15 protein-coding genes are annotated in these 18,856 nt (G+C 60.2%); 4 read left to right on the top strand and 11 right to left on the bottom strand.

Annotated features, from left to right (window positions below; genetic code table 11):
- Positions 1–64: 64 nt before the first annotated feature.
- The 8 genes from BG455_RS11050 to BG455_RS11015 all read right to left on the bottom strand — a co-directional run bounded on the left by BG455_RS11050 (position 65) and on the right by BG455_RS11015 (position 8,317).
- On the bottom strand, positions 65–730 hold the full coding sequence (locus tag BG455_RS11050) for a nucleoside/nucleotide kinase family protein (protein WP_071470063.1): 666 nt from the start codon (positions 728–730) through the stop codon (positions 65–67).
- A gap of 104 nt (positions 731–834) precedes the next feature.
- A complete protein-coding gene (locus BG455_RS11045; RefSeq protein ID WP_071470062.1) occupies positions 835–2,313 on the bottom strand; it encodes a mannitol dehydrogenase family protein in 1,479 nt (492 codons plus the stop codon).
- On the bottom strand, positions 2,301–3,074 hold the full coding sequence (locus BG455_RS11040; protein WP_071470061.1) for an L-iditol 2-dehydrogenase: 774 nt from the start codon (positions 3,072–3,074) through the stop codon (positions 2,301–2,303). The genes BG455_RS11045 and BG455_RS11040 overlap by 13 nt, the downstream gene beginning before the upstream one ends.
- Complete coding sequence (locus tag BG455_RS11035) at positions 3,071–4,075, bottom strand: ABC transporter ATP-binding protein (protein WP_071470060.1); 1,005 nt, start codon at positions 4,073–4,075, stop codon at positions 3,071–3,073. Before BG455_RS11035 ends, BG455_RS11040 begins: the two co-directional genes overlap by 4 nt.
- A 12-nt stretch (positions 4,076–4,087) precedes the next feature.
- The gene (locus tag BG455_RS11030; protein WP_071470059.1) at positions 4,088–4,918 is read right to left on the bottom strand and encodes a carbohydrate ABC transporter permease; all 831 of its coding nucleotides are present in this window, start codon (positions 4,916–4,918) and stop codon (positions 4,088–4,090) included.
- 10 nt (positions 4,919–4,928) lie between these two features.
- Positions 4,929–5,795, bottom strand: a complete 867-nt coding sequence (locus BG455_RS11025) for a carbohydrate ABC transporter permease (RefSeq protein WP_071470058.1) — start codon at positions 5,793–5,795, stop codon at positions 4,929–4,931.
- A gap of 95 nt (positions 5,796–5,890) precedes the next feature.
- A complete protein-coding gene (locus BG455_RS11020) occupies positions 5,891–7,195 on the bottom strand; it encodes an ABC transporter substrate-binding protein (RefSeq protein ID WP_071470057.1) in 1,305 nt (434 codons plus the stop codon).
- Positions 7,196–7,285: 90 nt separating this feature from the next.
- The gene (locus tag BG455_RS11015; protein WP_071470056.1) at positions 7,286–8,317 is read right to left on the bottom strand and encodes a LacI family DNA-binding transcriptional regulator; all 1,032 of its coding nucleotides are present in this window, start codon (positions 8,315–8,317) and stop codon (positions 7,286–7,288) included.
- A gap of 273 nt (positions 8,318–8,590) precedes the next feature.
- Here BG455_RS11015 and BG455_RS11010 point away from each other — a divergent pair, with 273 nt between their 5' ends.
- Positions 8,591–11,005, top strand: a complete 2,415-nt coding sequence (locus BG455_RS11010) for a hybrid sensor histidine kinase/response regulator (RefSeq protein WP_111361330.1) — start codon at positions 8,591–8,593, stop codon at positions 11,003–11,005.
- A 210-nt stretch (positions 11,006–11,215) separates the two neighbouring features.
- Here BG455_RS11010 and BG455_RS11005 read toward each other — a convergent pair whose 3' ends face one another.
- From BG455_RS11005 to BG455_RS10995, 3 genes are all read right to left on the bottom strand, one after another.
- Positions 11,216–12,142 carry an FAD:protein FMN transferase gene (locus BG455_RS11005; RefSeq protein ID WP_071470054.1) on the bottom strand — a complete coding sequence of 309 codons (927 nt, stop codon included), beginning with the start codon at positions 12,140–12,142 and terminating at the stop codon, positions 11,216–11,218.
- On the bottom strand, positions 12,139–14,247 hold the full coding sequence (locus BG455_RS11000; RefSeq protein ID WP_084386294.1) for a 4Fe-4S binding protein: 2,109 nt from the start codon (positions 14,245–14,247) through the stop codon (positions 12,139–12,141). Before BG455_RS11000 ends, BG455_RS11005 begins: the two co-directional genes overlap by 4 nt.
- A gap of 118 nt (positions 14,248–14,365) precedes the next feature.
- Positions 14,366–16,111, bottom strand: a complete 1,746-nt coding sequence (locus tag BG455_RS10995; protein WP_071470053.1) for a PQQ-dependent methanol/ethanol family dehydrogenase — start codon at positions 16,109–16,111, stop codon at positions 14,366–14,368.
- Between the two features lie 213 nt (positions 16,112–16,324).
- On the opposite strand from BG455_RS10995, the gene BG455_RS10990 reads away from it, so the two are divergent.
- Genes BG455_RS10990 through BG455_RS10980 form a run of 3 tightly spaced genes read left to right on the top strand, consistent with a single transcriptional unit; the run spans position 16,325 to position 18,686 of the window.
- Positions 16,325–17,296: an ABC transporter substrate-binding protein gene (locus tag BG455_RS10990; RefSeq protein ID WP_071470052.1), complete on the top strand. Its 972-nt coding sequence runs from the start codon at positions 16,325–16,327 to the stop codon at positions 17,294–17,296.
- Positions 17,297–17,301: 5 nt separating this feature from the next.
- Positions 17,302–18,111 carry an ABC transporter permease gene (locus BG455_RS10985; RefSeq protein ID WP_084386292.1) on the top strand — a complete coding sequence of 270 codons (810 nt, stop codon included), beginning with the start codon at positions 17,302–17,304 and terminating at the stop codon, positions 18,109–18,111.
- The gene (locus tag BG455_RS10980; RefSeq protein WP_071470051.1) at positions 18,108–18,686 is read left to right on the top strand and encodes an ABC transporter ATP-binding protein; all 579 of its coding nucleotides are present in this window, start codon (positions 18,108–18,110) and stop codon (positions 18,684–18,686) included. The genes BG455_RS10985 and BG455_RS10980 overlap by 4 nt, the downstream gene beginning before the upstream one ends.
- Positions 18,687–18,856 lie beyond the last annotated feature (170 nt).

Genomic DNA, 18,856 nt, shown 5'->3' with positions numbered 1-18,856 from the left:
GAGAAGCCCTGCTTGCACCCGTGGGGAACTTGCATGAGGTGCAGAACACCAGCCCGCTTACACCTTACGCACTGCGTCCAAAAGCAAAGTCATGTGCAAGCGTCATATCCGCGCGCAGTTGCGCACCAATGATGCGGCGCGCATTCACAAGGTCATTCCCTTCTGCGCGGCTGCGCGCAGTCTCGGGCGTGTAACCATATTTGCGCCATCTTGCGATGCATCGCTCCTGAATAACCGGAAGGGGCGTTTCGATCCAGATCGAGAAATCCCAAAGTGGCGCAAGCGCCGCCCAGTGGGGTTCGTCGAATAACAGATAATTGCCTTCAACGATGGCAAACTCGCAACCGCTTGTCACGATGCCTGCCCCGGCGACCGCCAGATCGCCCTTGCGGTCAAATACCGGATAGACCACGTCACCGCCTTGTTTCAACCGCTGTACCAGCGCGACGAAGCCCTGCATGTCAAAGGTTTCAGGTGCCCCTTTGCGCGCACGCAGGCCGCGCGCGTCAAGCAGGCGATTGTCAAGGTGAAACCCATCCATTGGCACAGTTTGCGCCTGCATCCCCTCTCGTGTCAGAGTGTCGCACAGAAGTGCCGCGAATGTGGATTTCCCGCTGGCGGGCGGCCCTGCGACAGCCACCAGCTTGCGCCCCCCGCCTTGAAGGCGGCGCAAGTGGTCCAGCAACTGTGCCTCTGGGTCGCTAGGTGATGCAGAATGACGAATGCTCATGAAATGCCCCTTCAAGCATGGCAAGATTCTGGCTTGTGCTGGCGGGTGTCAAGGTCAGGCAAAGGGCGCGTGGCGCCGCCGCCTGCCCTGCGGCAGCGGTGCTGTCAGATGCCTGTATAGGCACGCAGTGCCGCGCCACTGCCTTGCGCCCAGATCAGCTGCAACCAGCGCGTGAAACTGTCGCGGAACACGCTTTGCGCGCCCAGATCACCGTATATCTGGGTCTGTTCCAGCCATGCAGCGGGGCGCGAGCGCGCTTGGTGTGCAACCTGTGTCAGCATGCTCCATTGTGGGTCATTGGGCGCGATTGTGCTGCCATCCTCGCGGGTGCCCGCACACATGCGCGCCCAGAACGCCTGCGCCAGGGCAAGCCCCTCGATGGGCGTGCCGCTTGCCAATGCGTCGCGCAGGCTGGGCAAGACAAAGCCCGGATGCCGCGACGACCCGTCAAAGGCCACACGGCGGATGGTGTCATGAATCGCGGGGTTGGCAAAACGCTGCGCAATCAGATCGACATATTGCGCGGGCGTCATACCGGGCACCGGCACGACTTGCGGAACAATCTCTGTCCTCTGGACTTTGCGGAACAGTGCGTTGATCTGGGGGTGGGACATGGCTTGGGCAACAGTGCCGATGCCCATAATCTCGGCCACATTGCCGATCACCTGATGGCCTGCATTCAGAATGCGCAGTTTCTGCGCCTCATAGCCGTGAACATCTTGCGTAAACTGCACCCCCACGCGCGCCCAATCGGGCCGCCCTGCGCAGAATTTATCCTCGATCACCCATTGGCGGAACGCTTCATGCGTGACGGGTGCCGCGTCGCGGATGCCGAACCCCTGCGCAAGGGCAATCTCATCAGGGCCGGTGGCAGGGACGATGCAATCAACCATGGCATTGGGAAAGCTGCACTCTGCCGCGATCCAGTCGGCCAGTTCAGGATCGCTGAGCCGCGCCAGCGTCACCACGGCCTGTCGCAAAATGGCACCGTTGGATTGCAGATTATCGCAGGACATGCAGGTGAACGGGCGCAGGCCCCGCGCGCGCCGTAGCCGCAGGGCCGCAACAATGGCCCCGAAGGCCGTGCGCGGCGTGTCAGGATGTGCGGCATCATGCACGATATCGGGGTGGCACCTGTCAAAAGCTTTGGTGGCGGAATCGATGAAATACCCGCCTTCGGTGACTGTCAGCGACACAATACGAATGGCGGGCTGCGCCATGCAGGCAATCAGGGCTGCATTGCCTGCTTCAACGGCGACAAAATCGATCATCGCGCCGACAATCTCGGCCGATATCCGGTCCGGTCCCAGTTCGATCAATGTGGTCAGGCAATCCTGGCCCAACAATTTGGCGCGCATCGCGGCGTCATTGGGCCGTATACCGGCCCCAATAATCGCCCAATCCTGCGCCAGCCCTTCATTCATCAGCCGGTGAAGATACCATGCCTGATGCGCCCTGTGGAAATTGCCCAGCCCGATATGGACAATGCCCGGCGACAGGCTTGCGCGGTCATAGGCGGGACGGCGCACAGTCTCTGGCAGCTGGTGCAGCGTGGCCTGCGAGAGGGGGATCAACTCATCCATTGACCACCATCCACGTTGTAGGTTTGCGCGACAATGTAATCTGCCTCTCTCGTGGCAAGGAAAATTGCCATGCCGGTCAGGTCTCCGGCCTGCCCCATGCGGCCATAGGGCACGGCAGCGCCCACTTCGCGCTTTTTCTGGCCGGGTGCCTTGCCCTCGTATTTTGCAAAGAACGCATCCACCCCGTCCCAATGCGCGCCATCAACAACCCCCGGCGCAATCGCGTTGACATTGATACCATGCTTGATCAGGTCCAGACCCGCCGATTGTGTCAGGCTGATGATTGCGGCCTTGGTTGCGCAATAGACGCCCACCAACCCCTCGCCGCGCCGACCGGCTTGCGAAGCCATATTGATGATCTTGCCGCCCTGCCCACGCGCGATCATGTGCCGTGCCACCGCTTGCAGGGTGAACAGGCTGCCCGCGACATTGATCTCGAAGCAGCGATTGTAATCTTCGCGCGTGATCTCGACGATGGGGGCGGCAGTGAAGATTGCGGCGTTGTTGATCAGAATGTCGATCTGGCCGAAATGCGCCACAGTCGCATCGATCGCGGCGTCAATACTGGTCTGCTGCGTGACATCCATCTCTATGGCCAATGCGCCCTTGCCCAGCCGATCCGCCTGCGCGCGCGCACTGGCAAGGTCAATATCAGCCAATGCCACCTGCGCGCCTTCGGCCAGATAGGCTTCGGCAAAGGCCAGCCCGATGCCACGCGCGGCCCCTGTGATCAGGGCCGTCTTTCCTTCAAGGCGGCTCATGGCAGTCTGTCTCCTGCCTTGTCAAACCTGTGCATAACGTCGTTGCGCGGGGTCAGATATATTCTGTCGCCATGTTTGAAGCTGATTTCACCATCCACGCGCACCGTGATCGTCTCGGCCAGACCTGTGTCATGGACATGAAAGAACGTGTCGGACCCCAGATGTTCAGCCACGCCAACCACCCCCGACCATGTGCCTTCACTGGAGGACACGCTCAGGTGTTCGGGGCGGATGCCGATGGTATGGGCGTCGTGTTTGCGCGCCTCATCGCCCTCGATCAGGTTCATCTTTGGCGATCCGATGAAACCGGCCACAAACAAATTCTTGGGGGCGCGGTACAAATCCAGCGGGCTGCCGACCTGTTCGATATGGCCTGCATGCAGCACCACAATCTTGTCGGCCATGGTCATGGCTTCTACCTGATCATGGGTCACATAGATCATCGTGGTTTGCAGGCGGTTGTGCATTTCGCTGATTTCCAGCCGCATGCCCACGCGCAGCGCCGCATCGAGATTTGAGAGCGGTTCGTCGAACAGAAACGCCGAGGGCTCGCGCACGATCGCGCGGCCAATCGCGACACGCTGGCGCTGGCCACCCGATAGCTGGCCGGGGCGGCGGTCCAGATAGGCGGTCAGGTTCAGCACATCTGCCGCCTGCTCGACCCGGCGGTTCTGTTCGGCCTTGTCCATGCCCGCCATGCGCAGCGGAAAGGCGATATTCTTGCGTACAGTCATATGCGGATAAAGCGCATAGGACTGAAACACCATCGCAAGGCCCCGCTTGGCAGGCGGGATCGATGTGGCGTCTTGACCGTCAATCAGAATGGCCCCCGATGACACATCTTCCAACCCTGCGATCAGGCGCAAAAGCGTGGATTTACCACAGCCAGAAGGGCCGACAAATACAGTGAATTCGCCATCCTCAATCGTCAGGTCCAAGGGCGGGATGACGGTCACATCGCCGAAACTCTTGGTGACCTTGTCCAGAACAATGCGTCCCATAGTGAATTTCCCTTACTTTACCGCGCCAAAGGTCAGGCCGCGCACAAGTTGCTTCTGGCTGAACCAGCCGATGATCAGAATGGGTGCAATCGCCATGGTCGAGGCCGCGGACAATTTGGCGTAGAACAGCCCCTCCGGGCTGGAATAGCTGGCGATGAAGGCCGTCAACGGGGCTGCGCGCGCCGCGGTCAGGTTCAAGGTCCAGAACGCCTCGTTCCATGCAAGGATGATGTTGAGAAGCATGGTCGAGGCAATGCCCGGAATGGCCATCGGTGTCAGCACATACAGGATTTCCTGCCGCAGGCCCGCGCCATCCATCCGCGCCGCTTCAAGAATTTCGCCGGGGATTTCCTTGAAATAGGTGTACAGCATCCAGACCATGATCGGCAGGTTGATCAGCATCAGAACAAGTGTCAGCCCGATGCGCGAGTCCAGCAGGCCAAGCTGGATGAAGATCAGATAGATCGGATACAGCACCCCCACCGCAGGCAGCATCTTGGTGGACAGCATCCATAGCAGAATGTTCTTGGTCTGGGTCGAGGGCACGAAGGCCATCGACCACGCGGCGGGAATGGCAACCATCATACCAAGCAGGGTAGACCCGCCTGCAATGATGACCGAGTTCCACAGGAACCGGCTATAGTTCGAGCGTTCCTGCACCACGCGGTAATTCTCCAGCGTCCAGTCAAAGAAGAACCACACGGGCGGGTCTGCGATGGCCTGCGCTTCGGTTTTGAAGCTGGTCAGGATCGTCCACAGGATCGGAAAGAAGATCAGCAGGCCAATCCCCCATGCGATGACTGTGTTGAGTGTCTTGCGTTGCGTTGTGACAGAACGGGCCATGATAACCTCCTCAACGATCCAGATTCTTGCCAACGATGCGCATCAGGAACAGCGCAAAGATATTGGCCAGAATGACCGCATAAATCCCGCCCGCAGAGCCTAGCCCAACATTCTGGCTTTCCAGCACACGCTGGTAGATCAGATATGTCAGGGTGCGCGTGCCGAACGACCCTTGTGTGGTCACAAAAATCTCGGCGAAGATGGCCAGCAGGAAAATTGTCTGGATCAGGATCACAATGGTGATTGCCCGCGCCAGATGCGGCAGCACGATATGCCAGAAACGCGACAAGGCAGATGCCCCGTCCATTTCCGCCGCTTCAATCTGCTCGCTGTCCAGCGATTGAATCGCGGTCAGCAGGATCAGCGTGGCGAAAGGCAGCCATTGCCATGACACGATCAGGATGATCGACGCCATCGAGGCATCTGACAGCCAGATAATAGGGTCTGCCCCGAAAAACCGCCACAGATGCGACAAAAGCCCGTTATTGGGGTCCATGAACATGTTTTTCCAGACCAGCCCCGACACAGTGGGCATGACGAAAAACGGCGCGATCACAAGAATGCGGACAATGCCCTGCCCCCACATCGGCTGGTCCAGCAAAACCGCCAGCAAGATGCCCAGTATCACTGTAATGAGAAGCACGCCGCCCACGATGATCAAGGTCGCCTGAACTGCGGGCCAGAAGGCGCTGGATGTGACAAAGCGGACGTAGTTTTCAAACCCGACCCAGTCCAGAAACCCGCCGCGCATGGGCAGATAGCGCTGGAAGGAAAAGATCAGCGTCATTGTCAGCGGCACAAGCATCCAGCCCAGAAGCAGGATGACTGCGGGTGCCAGCATCAATCGGGCAGCACTGCGCGAAGCCTTCGTGGCCATGGCACTGTCCTTTCATCAAGGCGAGAGTCACAGGGATTGCGAAAATGTTGAAAAAACAGGGCAGGCATGGCCCGCCCTGTTCTGCGACCTGTGGCTTAGTAGCCCGCCGCTTCCATTTCGTCGGTCACCAGCGCTTGCGCGCGTTGAAGCGCCTGTTCCGGCGTCAGCTGACCGGCAACCATGGCCGAAAACTCCTGCCCCGCCGAGGTGCCGATACCGGCCCATTCAGGAATTGCCACATATTGGATGCCCACATAAGGGACAGGGTCAACTGTGGGGTTGTTCGGATCGGCTGCGTTGATGGATTGCAGCGTCATCGCGGCGAAAGGCACTTCGGCATAGTCCGGGTTTTCATAGAGCGAGGTGCGGCTGCCCGGAGGCACATTTGCCCAACCTTCACGCTCTGCCACCAATTCCAGATACTCTTTCGATGTGGCCCAGTTGATGAACTCCATCGCGGCGGCTTCTTGCTGGGTGCCCGCAGGAATTGCCAGCGCCCATGCCCATAGCCAGTTGGCGCGCTTGTCCATTCCGTCCTTGTTGGGGGCCAGAGCAAAGCCCACATGGTCTGCCACGGTCGAGTCGTTGGGATTGGTCACAAAGCTTGCAGCGACGGTTGCATCAATCCACATACCGCAACGGCCCTGCTGGAACAGCGTCAGGTTTTCGTTAAAGCCGTTGTTGGCGGCCCCCGCAGGCCCGTAATTCTGCAACAGGTCGTTGTAGAAGGTCACCGCTTCCAGCCATTCAGGGCTGTCAAGCTGGGCGTTCCAGTCTTCATCGAACCAGCGCGCGCCAAAGGAATTGGCGACTGTGGTGATAAAGGCCATATTCTCGCCCCACCCCGCCCGGCCGCGAATGCAGATACCGTTGATGTTGTTGTCACGGTCGGTCATGGCTGCGGCGGCTTCGGCAATATCGTCCCAAGTTGGCGCTTCGGGCATTTCAAGCCCTGCCGCTTCCATCAGATCGGTGCGATACATGACCATCGAGCTTTCGCCATAAAACGGCGCTGCATAAAGCGACCCTTCATGGGACAGCCCCGCGCGCATGGCAGGCAGGATGTCGTCGATGTCATAGTCATCGGGCAACCCGTCCAGCGAAACCAGCCAGTCGCGCGCGGCCCAGATCGGCGTTTCATACATGCCGATTGTCATGACATCGAACTGCCCGCCGCTGGTTGCGATATCCTGCGTCACACGCTGGCGCAGGATGTTTTCTTCCAGAATGACCCATTCCAGCGCGATCCCGGTCGCTTCGGTAAACTCGCTGCTTAGCGACTGCATGCGGATCATGTCGCCGTTATTCACGGTTGCGATTGTAAGGGTGTCTGCGGATGCACCAACAGCCGAGATCAACCCCATTGCTGTTGCCGCATAGAGTGATTTTCTCAAACTCATCTCATCTCCTCCCTGATATGGATGAGATGCCAGCGTAAGTTATAAACTTGCCGCGCGTCAACAAAAATATTCACGCGCGCAAACTATTGCTCATGCAGAACTGCGCAGGACCAGTTTGGCAGGAAACAGCGTTTCGGTTCTCTCGTCAAACTTGCCGCCTGCCTCGATCAGGTCGGTCAGGGTTGAAAAGGCATGATTCGCCACAGCGTCGTAATCATGGGCCGCTGTCGTCAGCGACGGGCATGTGAACCGCGAAAACGGATGATCATCATGCGAGGCCACCCGCAGATCACACCCCTCCTCTCGACCAACTTTCAACCCGCGCTCATAGCAGGCTGACAGCAGGCCGATGCCAAGCCTGTCATTGCTGCACAAGACAGTATTGGTCGAAAACCCGCCTTCATCGAGAATGCGCAACGCCCCCACGCGCCCAATCTCCTCGAACGCCCATCCAGCGCCTTCGACACTGAAAACCTGCGGCTCGAACCCCAGTTGATCCATCATCTTGTAATAGGCAGTCCGGCGCTTGTTCGCGTTGGGGTTTGCAGGGGTCTGCATTTCGAAAAAACAGGGTGGCTGGCCCGTCCGTGTCAGGTAGTCCACTGTCTGAGACACAAAGCTGAAATTGTCCGAACCGACAAAGGCTTCGCCGATCCCGTCCATATTGCTGTCAAACAAGACTGTGGGCACTTCGGTGCAAAACTGCTTTATCGCCGCACGGTTTGAAATTCTGCCAAGCGGTGCCAGCAACACGCCTGCCGGTTTCAACAGCCTCAACCCGTCAAGAACATCCACCTCCAGCTCTGGCTGGCCATGCGCGCTGTAAAGTGCAGGGCGATACCCCGCAGTTATGCAGCGCCGTTCCAGTTGCCGCGCGATTTCTGCAAAAAACGGATCAGCCAGATAGGGCACAACAATACCAACAATCTTGGTCAGTTTGCGGTTCTGGTTCACCGCAAAGATATTGGGCCGGTAGTCATACTGCGCAAGCGCCGTTTCAATGCGCTGCCGGGTCGAAGGGCGGACACTTTCGGCATCCTGAAAGTATTTTGAAACAGTTGGCCTTGAAATACCGATCAACGCGGCGAATTCTTCCATGTTGCGTATTTTGGTGTCAGACATTCGACTCGGTCCCATCGCGTGGCGCCACTGCGCCTGATTTAAGCACTCCACCGCAGGCTAATCTTATCGCGCGCAAAATTTCAAATGGCAACTCTCGCATGGCTATTATTGGTGCGGCATACTCTGGGTGGACGCACCACCGCGATAGGCCATGCTGGCCGTGTCACGCGCAGGCAAGTGTGATATTTCCACCAGCCCGCATCAAAAGAGAGTTTGCGATTCACCCGAAAACCAGTAACCGTCGGATTCGTTTTTCCGTTATGGTTTTTGATCATGCTGCCCGTCCCAGAAGCTCTGACACCATCGGCAAGTGACACCGACAAGGTTAATCTCTGGGAATTGCTCAGCGCCCTGCCCGTGCCTGTTGTGGCATATGAGTTGCGCGCAGAGAATATGGTCCGGTTCGTAAATCCCAGCTTTACCAGAGACTTTGGCTATACAATCGAGGATATGCCGAACCTGTCAGCATGGGCCACGCTGACCTATCCAGACCCGAAGTGCCGCGCGTGTGTCCTTGCCCACTGGCAGACCGAGGTTGCCGAACGTCAGGCAAGCGGCAAGATAAAACCGCCCGGCGAATATCAGATCCGCGACCGCGCAGGCCATCAACGCGATGTGCTGGTCGGGTTTGCCTTGCAGGGCGATCTTGCGATCGTCACGTTTCAGGATGTCACACCAACACGCGCAGCCGAAGCCGCGCTGGAAGCGGAACGCCGCCAGAAAGAGCAAACAGCCTATGCACTGACTGAAAACATGCCTGCAGGTGCCTATACAATGGTCCTGCGCCCCGGCGCCGAGATGGCCGAATTCGCCTTTCTAAGCCGACAGTTCCTGCATATGCTTGACATGACCAAAGAAGAGGCCGAGGGCGACCCGATGCGCGTATTTGCACGCGTGCATCCCGAAGACCGGCCACACTGGATCGAGATGAATGCCAAAACCGTAGCCGGTCGGCTGCCCTTTGCCGAAGAGGCCCGCATCGTGGCAAACGGCCGGACCCGATGGGTCAGGGCCGAATCCGTGCCGCGCAGTCTTGCAGATGGGTCGGTCATTTGGGAGGGTCTGCTTGTCGATATTCACGCCTTCAAGACGGCCGAGCAAGAATTGCAGACCGTTCTTGAAGCGGCCCGTGCATATACATGGCGGCGCGATATTCGCGCGCAAAGGTCTGAATTTGACGGGCGTTGGGCGAAACTGGCAGGCCACCCGCCGGGCGAGCAAGACATGCCAAGTGACAGCTGGATTCGCACCGTCCACCCCGACGATGTGGCAACGGTCAGGGCAGAGGTCGCGGCGCTTGAAAACGGGACGTTTGAACGGCGCATCCTGACATATCGAAGACAGATAGACGACGCATGGATTTGGTTGCAAGTTCATGCAGGCGTCAGCGAGCGCGACGAAACGGGCAAGCCAACCGCCCTTTCAGGCGTAAGTTTCAACATCACCGCAGAAATGGAAGCGCGGCTCAAGGCGCAAGAAGATCAGGCGCAGCTGCGCGAAGATTTGCAGCGCGCCCAACAACGCGACACTGTGGCACAGGTTGCGGGCGGCGTGGCCCATGACCTGAACAACCTGATTGCGGTTGTGGCTGGCACAACAGAAATGCTGGAACAGCGCGCGGGCGACCAGCCATGGCTGAAGGAAGGGCTGGGCCGCATCCAGCGCTCCATGACGATGGCGCGCGACCTTATTTCAGGGCTTGACGGGCTTGTGCGCCCCGACACCCAGCGCGAGGCGCATGATCTGGGCAAACTTCTGCGCGATGCAGTGGATCTGTTGGGCCAGCGGCGCATTACACACCATTCGGTGCGTCTGGATCTGGCCGATGACCCCACGCCAATTTGGGCCAACCCCACCGAACTGGCGCAGGTCATCGTCAATCTGGCGGTCAACGCCTGCGATTCAGGCACCCAAGAGCGTCCGGCCACTGTGTCGTTGAAAACATTTCCCACAGGCAGTGCACTGCCAAAGACCCCACCCCATGCAGGGATTGCGCCGCAAGCGGGCTTGCCCATGGCCATGTTCAGCGTCAGCGACACAGGAACCGGCATTACGCCACAGGTGCGCGCGCGCATGTTCCGGCCCAATTACACGACCAAAGGGTCGGCAGGCACGGGGCTGGGCCTTCTGATTGTGTCAACCATTCTTCAAAGCAACAACGCGGCGCTTTGGGTGGACAGCACAGTGGAGAAAGGCACCGAAATAACTGTCGCATGGCCGCTTGCGCCGCGCACCCAGCCCAAGCGCCTGAATGACCATGACAAGGCCGCATTGCTGATTGATCCCACAGCGCTGGCAGATACGCTGGCGGATCAGCGCATTATGGTTGTGGACGACCTGATAGACGTCGCAGAGGTTCTGGTCGATATGCTGGAGGCCGCAGGTGCGCTGGCCTTGGCCGTGTCCGATCCCGAAGTCGCCGTGAAATCCCTTGCAGAGGCGCCAGACCTCTGGTCTGCGCTGGTCACCGATCTGCATATGCCGGGCATGAACGGCCATGCCTTGGCGGCGCATGCAAACAGCCTGTCGCCACCTGTTCCGACAGTGCTGGTCACCGCACGCGCGGATACGCTGAGTGACGAGACGAAAAAAAATTTCAGTGCGGTGCTGTCAAAACCCGTCACGTCCTTGCAACTTGTGCGCGCCGTGCGTCAAGCTGCAGACCAGAACCGGCATATGGAGCACTGACACCTCATTGTGCCCTGCCCCACGTGACCAGGTCTTGCGCAGCGTTGCGCCGGACTTGATCCGGCGCCTCTTGCCTTATCTGCCATCCGGGGTCTGGGGAAAGCTGGCTGAAGAAAATTCAGCAAAAATTTGATGGGCATTCTCGGTTTGAAATTACAGCAAAACAAAACGTCTAATCGTTCCGGTGCCTCTAGGAAAACCCGAAACGCTCTAGCTATGGATCAAAACCGTGTCACGGGTGCCGTGATGGTCCAGAAGAAGAACACGGTCAATCCCGCCCAAGCGGATCGCGCAAGCCTGCAGCTCGGCCTTGGTCATGAAACAGGCCGCCGTAGAAAATCCGTCCGCAACAGAAGCGCTGCGCGCAATGACTGCGACACTGGACCAATGCGCCTGCATGCGCCCTTGCGGGTGCAAGATATGCTGCGCGCCAGTGCTAAGCCGCAGCGCCATAGGGCTGGAGACAGCCATAGCCCTGTTTTTCAGCTGAACAGTTGCAAAATGCCCCCGGTCCGGATCAGCCACCCCCAGATGCCACGGGCCACCCAGCGCGGCTGTCTCGCCCATGTCGACCATGACGCGCTGCATTCCGGCAGCCTTTAGCGTGGCGGTGACCGCATCTGTGGCCATGCCTTGGGCGATGCCATTGAAACTTAGCGCCTGCCCCGCAGCAAGGCGCACCCCGCGCCGCGCGTCGGTTGGCAGGGCGACACGCTGCCAACCGACCAGAGCGCGCGCCGCCCGCACATCCCCCCCGCGCGCATGGGCCAGCCATAAGGGCTGTATGGTCGGGTCGAACGCACCATTGGTGGCGCGGTGCAGACGATCACTCAGGCCCAACATATCCTGCCAGCGCGCATCCAGATCAGGCAGCTCGCCTTGTGTATTCAGCCTCACAAGATCGGAATCTGGCCGAAACAGGCTGAAACGCGCCTCATAGGCTTCCAGTTCCAGACGAGCGCGCGCAAGGGTTGCGCGCGTCAACGCCTCGGGGCCGTCCAGCGTGATGCTGACATCGGCCCCAAGCGCTGTGCCGCGCCATGTCATGCGCGGTGCGGGCGGCAGGCTCTGGCCAGAGCCTGCCAGCGCGGTGCAGGCCGCGATGGTCAGAAAGCGGCGGCGGGACAGCGCGCTCATACGGGGGCTTCCTGCGGCGGGGAAACTGGCTTGGGCACTGTTCCGACAGGTTCCGCCCGCCCTGCCCTGCGCGCGGCCAGTACAAGCGGCACGCAGCGTGTCGCGTCATCATGGATGGCGACACAATCAAGGCATTGGAAACATTCGGAATAGGCGATCTTGCCGCTTTTCTCGATGGCACCATAACTGCATTTCACGCGGCAAAGCTGGCAGGGGCTGCCACATTCCGCGCGCCGCGCGATCCAGTCGCGGCCCCGGACCAGCCCGCCAAGGGCCATGACCGCACCGAGAGGGCAGAGATAGCGGCAAAACCCCTTGAACAGCACCATCCCCGCAAGCAGCCAAAAGGCGGCATAGGCGACAAAATACCACTCGCGCAGGAAAAACACGGTAATCGCGGTTTTGAACGGCTCGATCTCGGCGGCTGTGTCCACATGCTGGGGCGCGAAGGCGACCAAGCCGACCAGCCCACCAAGGGCTATGTATTTCAGCGATTTCAGGCGCTTGTCCCATTGGGCCGATGGCTCGATCTGCGGCAGGCGCAGGGCGCGGCCCAGATGGTGTGCAAATTCCTGAAGCGCGCCAAAAGGGCACAACCAGCCGCAAAACAGCCCCCGCCCCCAAAGCACAAACCCAAGCCCCGCCGCCGCCCAGACCATCAGCGAGAAGGGATCATAAAGCAAGAACAGGTAAGACCCGCCTTCAAGCGTGGTGCGCAGCACGCCCAGCGGCGTCACAATGGACAACTGCCCCTGCCCCCAGAAGCCTACAAAGCCGGTCATCACCGCAAGGATCAGCAGCCGCGCGGGGGTGAAATGGCGCCATGCGGCAAAGCGGTTCATGCGCGCCCCCAGTGCCCAGACCAGTGCGGCCAGCCCTAGCGCCAGAAGGGCCAGATCAACTTGTCGATTATACAGCGCTTCCAGCCATGGGGGCAGCGGGGTGATGATTTTCTCGCGCAGGAAGAAGCGTTCATCGGTCTGATGCTCCAGCGCCAGCTCTACCCGCCCGATTTCAGGGGTGATAAAGCCATGCTCGCGCACGGCCTCGATGATCAGGGTGAACGGCTCGGCCGGATTGAACCCCAGACGACGATCGGTGCGCAGGATCAGGGCGGTCCCTTCGGGCACACCGGGGGCCAGATCGACCAGAAAATCGGCATCGCGCAGGGCGATGGGAAAGCCGCCCTGTTCCGCCTTGATCAGATCGGGCGCGGTGTTGCGCACGAAACTGTCACTGACCAACCCATGCCGCCCCGCATCGATCAGCAGCAGGAATTCATCGGTCGGGGCCACGCCTTGAAAGCGCCTCATCTGGTCGATCGTGCCTTGATCCAGCGCTGCGCGCGCCAATGCGGGCGGCGTCACATCGACCAGCCAAAGGTCGAGATACAGGCCATCGGGATCAGCCTGCGCGGCAGGGTCGGAATAAGCCCAGCGCGTGCCCTTGAAGGCTGCGTCAATCTCGGCATTGGTGACGCGCAAGTGGCGGGCAAGCCCCTGTTCGACCAGATCGGCCCAGTGCAACGGCGCGTCATATTCGGGATCGGGGCGCGCGGCAGGGGCGGCAACGCGGCCCTGCATATGTTCGCGCGCAACCGCATGCGCTGCGGCCATGATCGATTCATGCGCGATGCGCACCGACGCCGTGGCCTTGGAGATGCCGTCCAGATGCACCAGCGACGAGCCCGCATCCGCGCCGCCATAGGGCGTGCCGATGGACATGGGCGACCAGATCGACTTGCCGGCATATTGTTCAAAAAACTCTCGAAACGGGCCTTCGCCCATGCCCGAGATGAAGATCGGCTCGTTATGATGAACCACGCGCACGGTGACAAAGGTGCCATCGCGGTCCAGCACCACCAACGCATTGACGGGTGCACCGGCAAAGCCCGGCAAGGGGGCATAGGGCTGGGTGGTGAACGCATAGCCCGCAGGTGCGCCCCCGGAATTCACGACGCGGTATAGCCCCTTGTCATTGAGCGCCTCGCCCAAAGCGAAGGGCGGCGGCACATAGGCCTGCATGTCTTGCGCCGACAGCACTTGCGCGCGGGCAGGCAGGGCAAAAAGACATGACAGGACAATGAGGCGAAGAATCATGAACATGGGTCAAAGCGTAGCGAAGGTCGGTCTTTGTGGATATGCGACTTTCGCCCAAAGCACCGGACAGAAGAGAACCCGGCGCAAGGCCGGGTTCGCCGCAGTCATCGGATTTCGCGCGGGATCATTGCGCAGAGGCGAGAAGCGCATCAGGAATGCGGAAGGTCCAGACCGACCCGCCCTGATTGAGATAGGCGACCTGCTGCGCAACCTCGCCCCCCCAAAGCGGAACTGCCCCGCCCCAGCCGGACACGACCGACAGCCATTGCACACCGTCTTCATCTTCCCATGTGATTGGCTGGCCGACCACGCCAGACCCGGTCTGGAACTGCCAGACAACCTCGCCGGTTTCGTCATCGATGGCCTTGATATAGCCTTCAGGCGTGCCGTAGAACACCAACCCGCCTGCCGTTGCCATGACCGAAGACCACAGAGGCGCGGCATTATTGACCTGAAACTTGATTTCCATCGTGTTGGGGTCAATCGCTTTCAGCGCGCCGATATGGTCTTCAAACAGGGGCTTGATGGTGAAACCCGCACCCAGATACGCGGCCCCCTGACGATAGGTGATCGGCTCGTTCCAGATATCCATACCCCATTCATTCGCGGGCACATAGAAATAGCCGGTGCGCTGGGAATAGGCCATGTGCTGCCAGTTCTTGCCCCCAAGGAAGCCCGGCACGGCCCAGACCACCTCGCCGCGGTCCCCATCTGCCGACTCTGCCGGGTTGCCGGGGCGGTTATCGGGGTTGAAGATCGGGCGGCCATCTTCGCCAATGCCACTGGCCCAGCTGATTTCCTCGACAAAGGGCATCGCATCGACAAATGTCCCGTCTTCGCGGTTCAGCAGGTAGAAAAAGCCGTTGCGATCCGCAGTGGCCAGACGGCCATTGCCTGCGGCATCGGTGAAGGGGATCACCTCGTTCACGCCGTCATAATCCCAGCCTTCCCATGGGGTTGTCTGGTAGTGCCACTTGATTTCGCCTGTGGCCGGGTCAAGTGCCACGCGGCTGGCCGCATAGAGGTTGTCACCTTCGCGCAGGTGGCTGTTCCATGGCGCAGGGTTGCCGGTGCCGAAAATCAGCGTGTCGGTTTCAGCGTCATAGGTGCCGCCCAGCCATGGCGCACCGCCGCCGGTTTTCCACAGATCACCGGGCCATGATGCGTTCAACGTGCCGGTCATGGTGCTTTCTTCGCCGTTCAACTCGCCCATGTGCCCCTCGATCACCGGACGCCGCCAGACCAGATCACCGTTTTCGGCATCGCGCGCCTCGATGGCGCCGACAATGCCGAATTCACCGCCCGAATTGCCTGTAATCACCAGCCCGTTCACAATCAGGGGGGCTGCGGTATAGCTATAGCCTTCGCGGTAATCGGCAATGCGCTTGTTCCAGACTGTCGCGCCAGTATGCCGGTTCAGCGCGACGATGCGCGCATCCAGTGTGCCAAAATAGATGTTGTCGCCATAAATTGCGGCCCCGCGATTGATCACATCGCAGCAGGGCAAAATGCCTTCGGGCAGCCGCGCATCATGTTGCCACAGCTTGCGTCCTGTCTTGATGTCCAGCGCGAAGACGCGGCTGTAAGAGCCGGTGACATACATAACCCCGTCATAAACCAGTGGCTGGCTTTCCTGCCCGCGCTGGCGCTCTCCTCCAAAGCTGAAGCTCCATGCAGGAAACAGGTTTTGCACAGTGTCCTTGTTGATCTGGTCCAACGGGCTGTAGCGCTGCATATGCCGCCCCATGCCGTTGGTCAGAACACTGGTTGTGACCACATCATCTTGCGCCAGATCGGCATCCGTGACCTGCGCCACGGCCATGGGTGCGGCCATAAGCCCGGCACAGACTGCCAGCAGAAATCTATTCATCGATCTTCCTCCCAAAGGGCCGGGCTTGGCCGGGTATCGGCACGGCGCGGCAACATAAGTGACACGAAGTATCCCGAAAACGTGAGGGCCGCGAAATTGGCCTTTGGTCTTACGACCTTTGTGCGACAGGCGCTGCCGGGTCTTGGCCTTTGGTCGAATAGGAGGCGCAGGCGTCAGGGCATATCCTGCGGTCACATGTTGGGAGGAGAGACCATGTCGATATTCACAAGCTTCCGGCGCGCGGCCTTCGCGCTGACCTTTGCCGCCGGTCCGGTTCTGGCGGATTTACCGGTCCTGACAATCGCCAGTCAGGCTGGCGGCACTGTCGCATGGGAGTTGGACACAATCCGGCACCACGGCTTCGACACCGCCAACGGCTTTCGACTGGAGATACAAGAGGTCGCGGGCAAGGCAGCGGGCCAGATTGCCTTTCAGGGCGGCGCGGTCGATGTCATTGTCGATGACTGGATCTGGGTTGCGCGGCAGCGGGCAGCGGGTCAGGATATCGCGTTTATCCCCTATAGCCGTGCTGTCGGGGGGGTGATGGTGCCCGCAGACAGCCCCGCCCGGACCTTGCAGGATCTGGCCGGTGAGAAGATCGGCATTGCCGGTGGCCCAAATGACAAAAGCTGGCTGATCCTGCGCGCCTATGCGGCGCAGCAAGGGTTTGATCTGATGGCCGCGACCGAACAGGTTTACGGTGCCCCGCCGCTGATCTTTCAGACCTCGCGTTCGGGTGAGTTGGGCGGTGCGATCAATTTCTGGCATTTCATGGCCAAACAGGAAGCCGCAGGGATGCGGCATCTGATTTCCGTCTCGGACGCGGCAGAGGCGCTGGGAATGGACCCTGCAATGCCACTTCTGGGCTATGTGGTCCAATCCGCGCTGGTGGCAGAGAGGCCCGAACTGGTGGCCGCCTTCGCTGCTGCCTCGCGCGATGCGAAAACGCAACTGACCACCTCTGACGCAGATTGGGACAGGTTGCGCCCGGTGATGAATGCCGCAGATGACGGGGAATTTTCAGCCCTCAAGGCAGGGTTTCGGGCAGGCGTTCCCAGTGATGGCCCGATCAGCGAAGCCTCGGCGCGGACCATGTTCCGCCTGATGGTGGAACTGGGCGGAGAAGAGCTGGTTGGCACGGCAACCGACCTGCCGGAAGGTGTTTTTGTGCCTTTGGGATCGTGACCCGCATGGCGCTGAGTGACACCGCCCGCCTGACCAGCGGACAGAGTGCCATTCCCCCACCCCGCGCCTTGCCAAACTGGGTGGTGCGCGGGCTGTCGCTGTCGGGGCTGCTGGTCTTCTGGTGGGGGTTGTCATGGCTCAAGGCCGATCCGATGGTGTTGCCGGGGCCGCAGATCGTGCTGCCGCGCCTTGGGGCCGAAGCCATGTCGGGCGCGTTGTGGCATCATCTGGGGGCCACCCTGTGGCGGGTGGTGCAGGCTTTCGTCGCTGCCATGTCGCTGGGGTTGGTGCTTGGCATTCTGATGGGGCTTATGCCAAGGCTGAACCGCTGGCTTGACCCGTGGCTGGTGTTTTTCCTCAACCTGCCCGCGCTGGTGGTGATTGTGCTGTGCTTTTTATGGATCGGGCTGAATGAAACCGCCGCCATCGTGGCCGTGGCGATCAATAAAATCCCGCTGGTCACGGCCATGTTGCGCGAAGGGGCGCGCGCGCTGAACGGCCAGCTGGCCGATATGGCGCAGGTGTTCGGCATGACGCGCATGGCACGCCTGCGCCATATCCTGCTGCCGCAGCTTGCGCCGCATCTGGCCTCGACCGCGCGCTCGGGCCTCAGCCTGATCTGGAAGATTGTGCTGGTGGTGGAATTTCTGGGGCGCGGACAAGGGGTTGGGTTCAAGATACACCTGCATTTCCAGATGTTCGATGTGACAATGGTGATGGTCTATGCGCTCAGCTTTATCGGGGTCATGCTGGCGATTGAAACGCTGGTCTTGCAACCTCTCGAGGCGCGCGCGCGCCGTTGGAGAGAGGCATGAGCCTGCACGCGGCCATCCACGCCAAAAGCTTTGGCGCGCTGCCTGTCTTGCGCGATGTCATGTTTCAGGTCAGGCGCGGCGAGGTGCTGGCGGTGCTTGGGCCCTCCGGGGTTGGCAAGTCAACGCTCTTGCGCCTGCTGGCAGGGCTGGATGCAGATTTCACCGGCGAGATCCGGCGCGAGGGGCGTCTGGCGATGGTGTTTCAGGAACCCACGCTGATGCCGTGGCGCACAGCTCTGGACAATCTGCGCCTGACAGCAGGGGTAGATGCCACGCAGGCACAAGCCGCGCTGGCGCGCGTGGGGCTTGCGGGCAAGGGCGGGATGTATCCGGGGCAATTGTCGCTTGGCCAGCAACGCCGGCTGTCGCTGGCGCGCGCCTATGCGGCCAAACCCGCAATTTTGCTGCTGGATGAACCTTTCGTGTCGCTGGATACCGCGCTTGTCACCGATATGCTGGCCCTGACAGAAAGCGTGATCGCCGAGCAACGGCCCGCGACCGTATTCGTCACCCATGCGCAGGCCGAGGCCGACCGGCTGGCAACACGGCAGATGATGCTGGGCGCATTGGCCTAAAGCGTTTCGGGTTTCCTTGAGATGCCGAAACGCTTTAACTTTCTGTTTTGCCGCAAATTCGAACCAAAAAACCTGTCAGTTTTTCTGAAATTTCTCTAGGCAAGCTTTTCTGCCGTTCCACATGGCAGACACGGCAAGAGGCGCCGGATCAAGTCCGGCGCGACGCCGTG

The organism is Roseinatronobacter thiooxidans (genome assembly GCF_001870675.1).
Taxonomy (GTDB): domain Bacteria; phylum Pseudomonadota; class Alphaproteobacteria; order Rhodobacterales; family Rhodobacteraceae; genus Roseinatronobacter; species Roseinatronobacter thiooxidans.
Note: the sequence above shows the minus strand (reverse complement) of the source record. Positions and strands in the feature narration are given on the sequence as shown.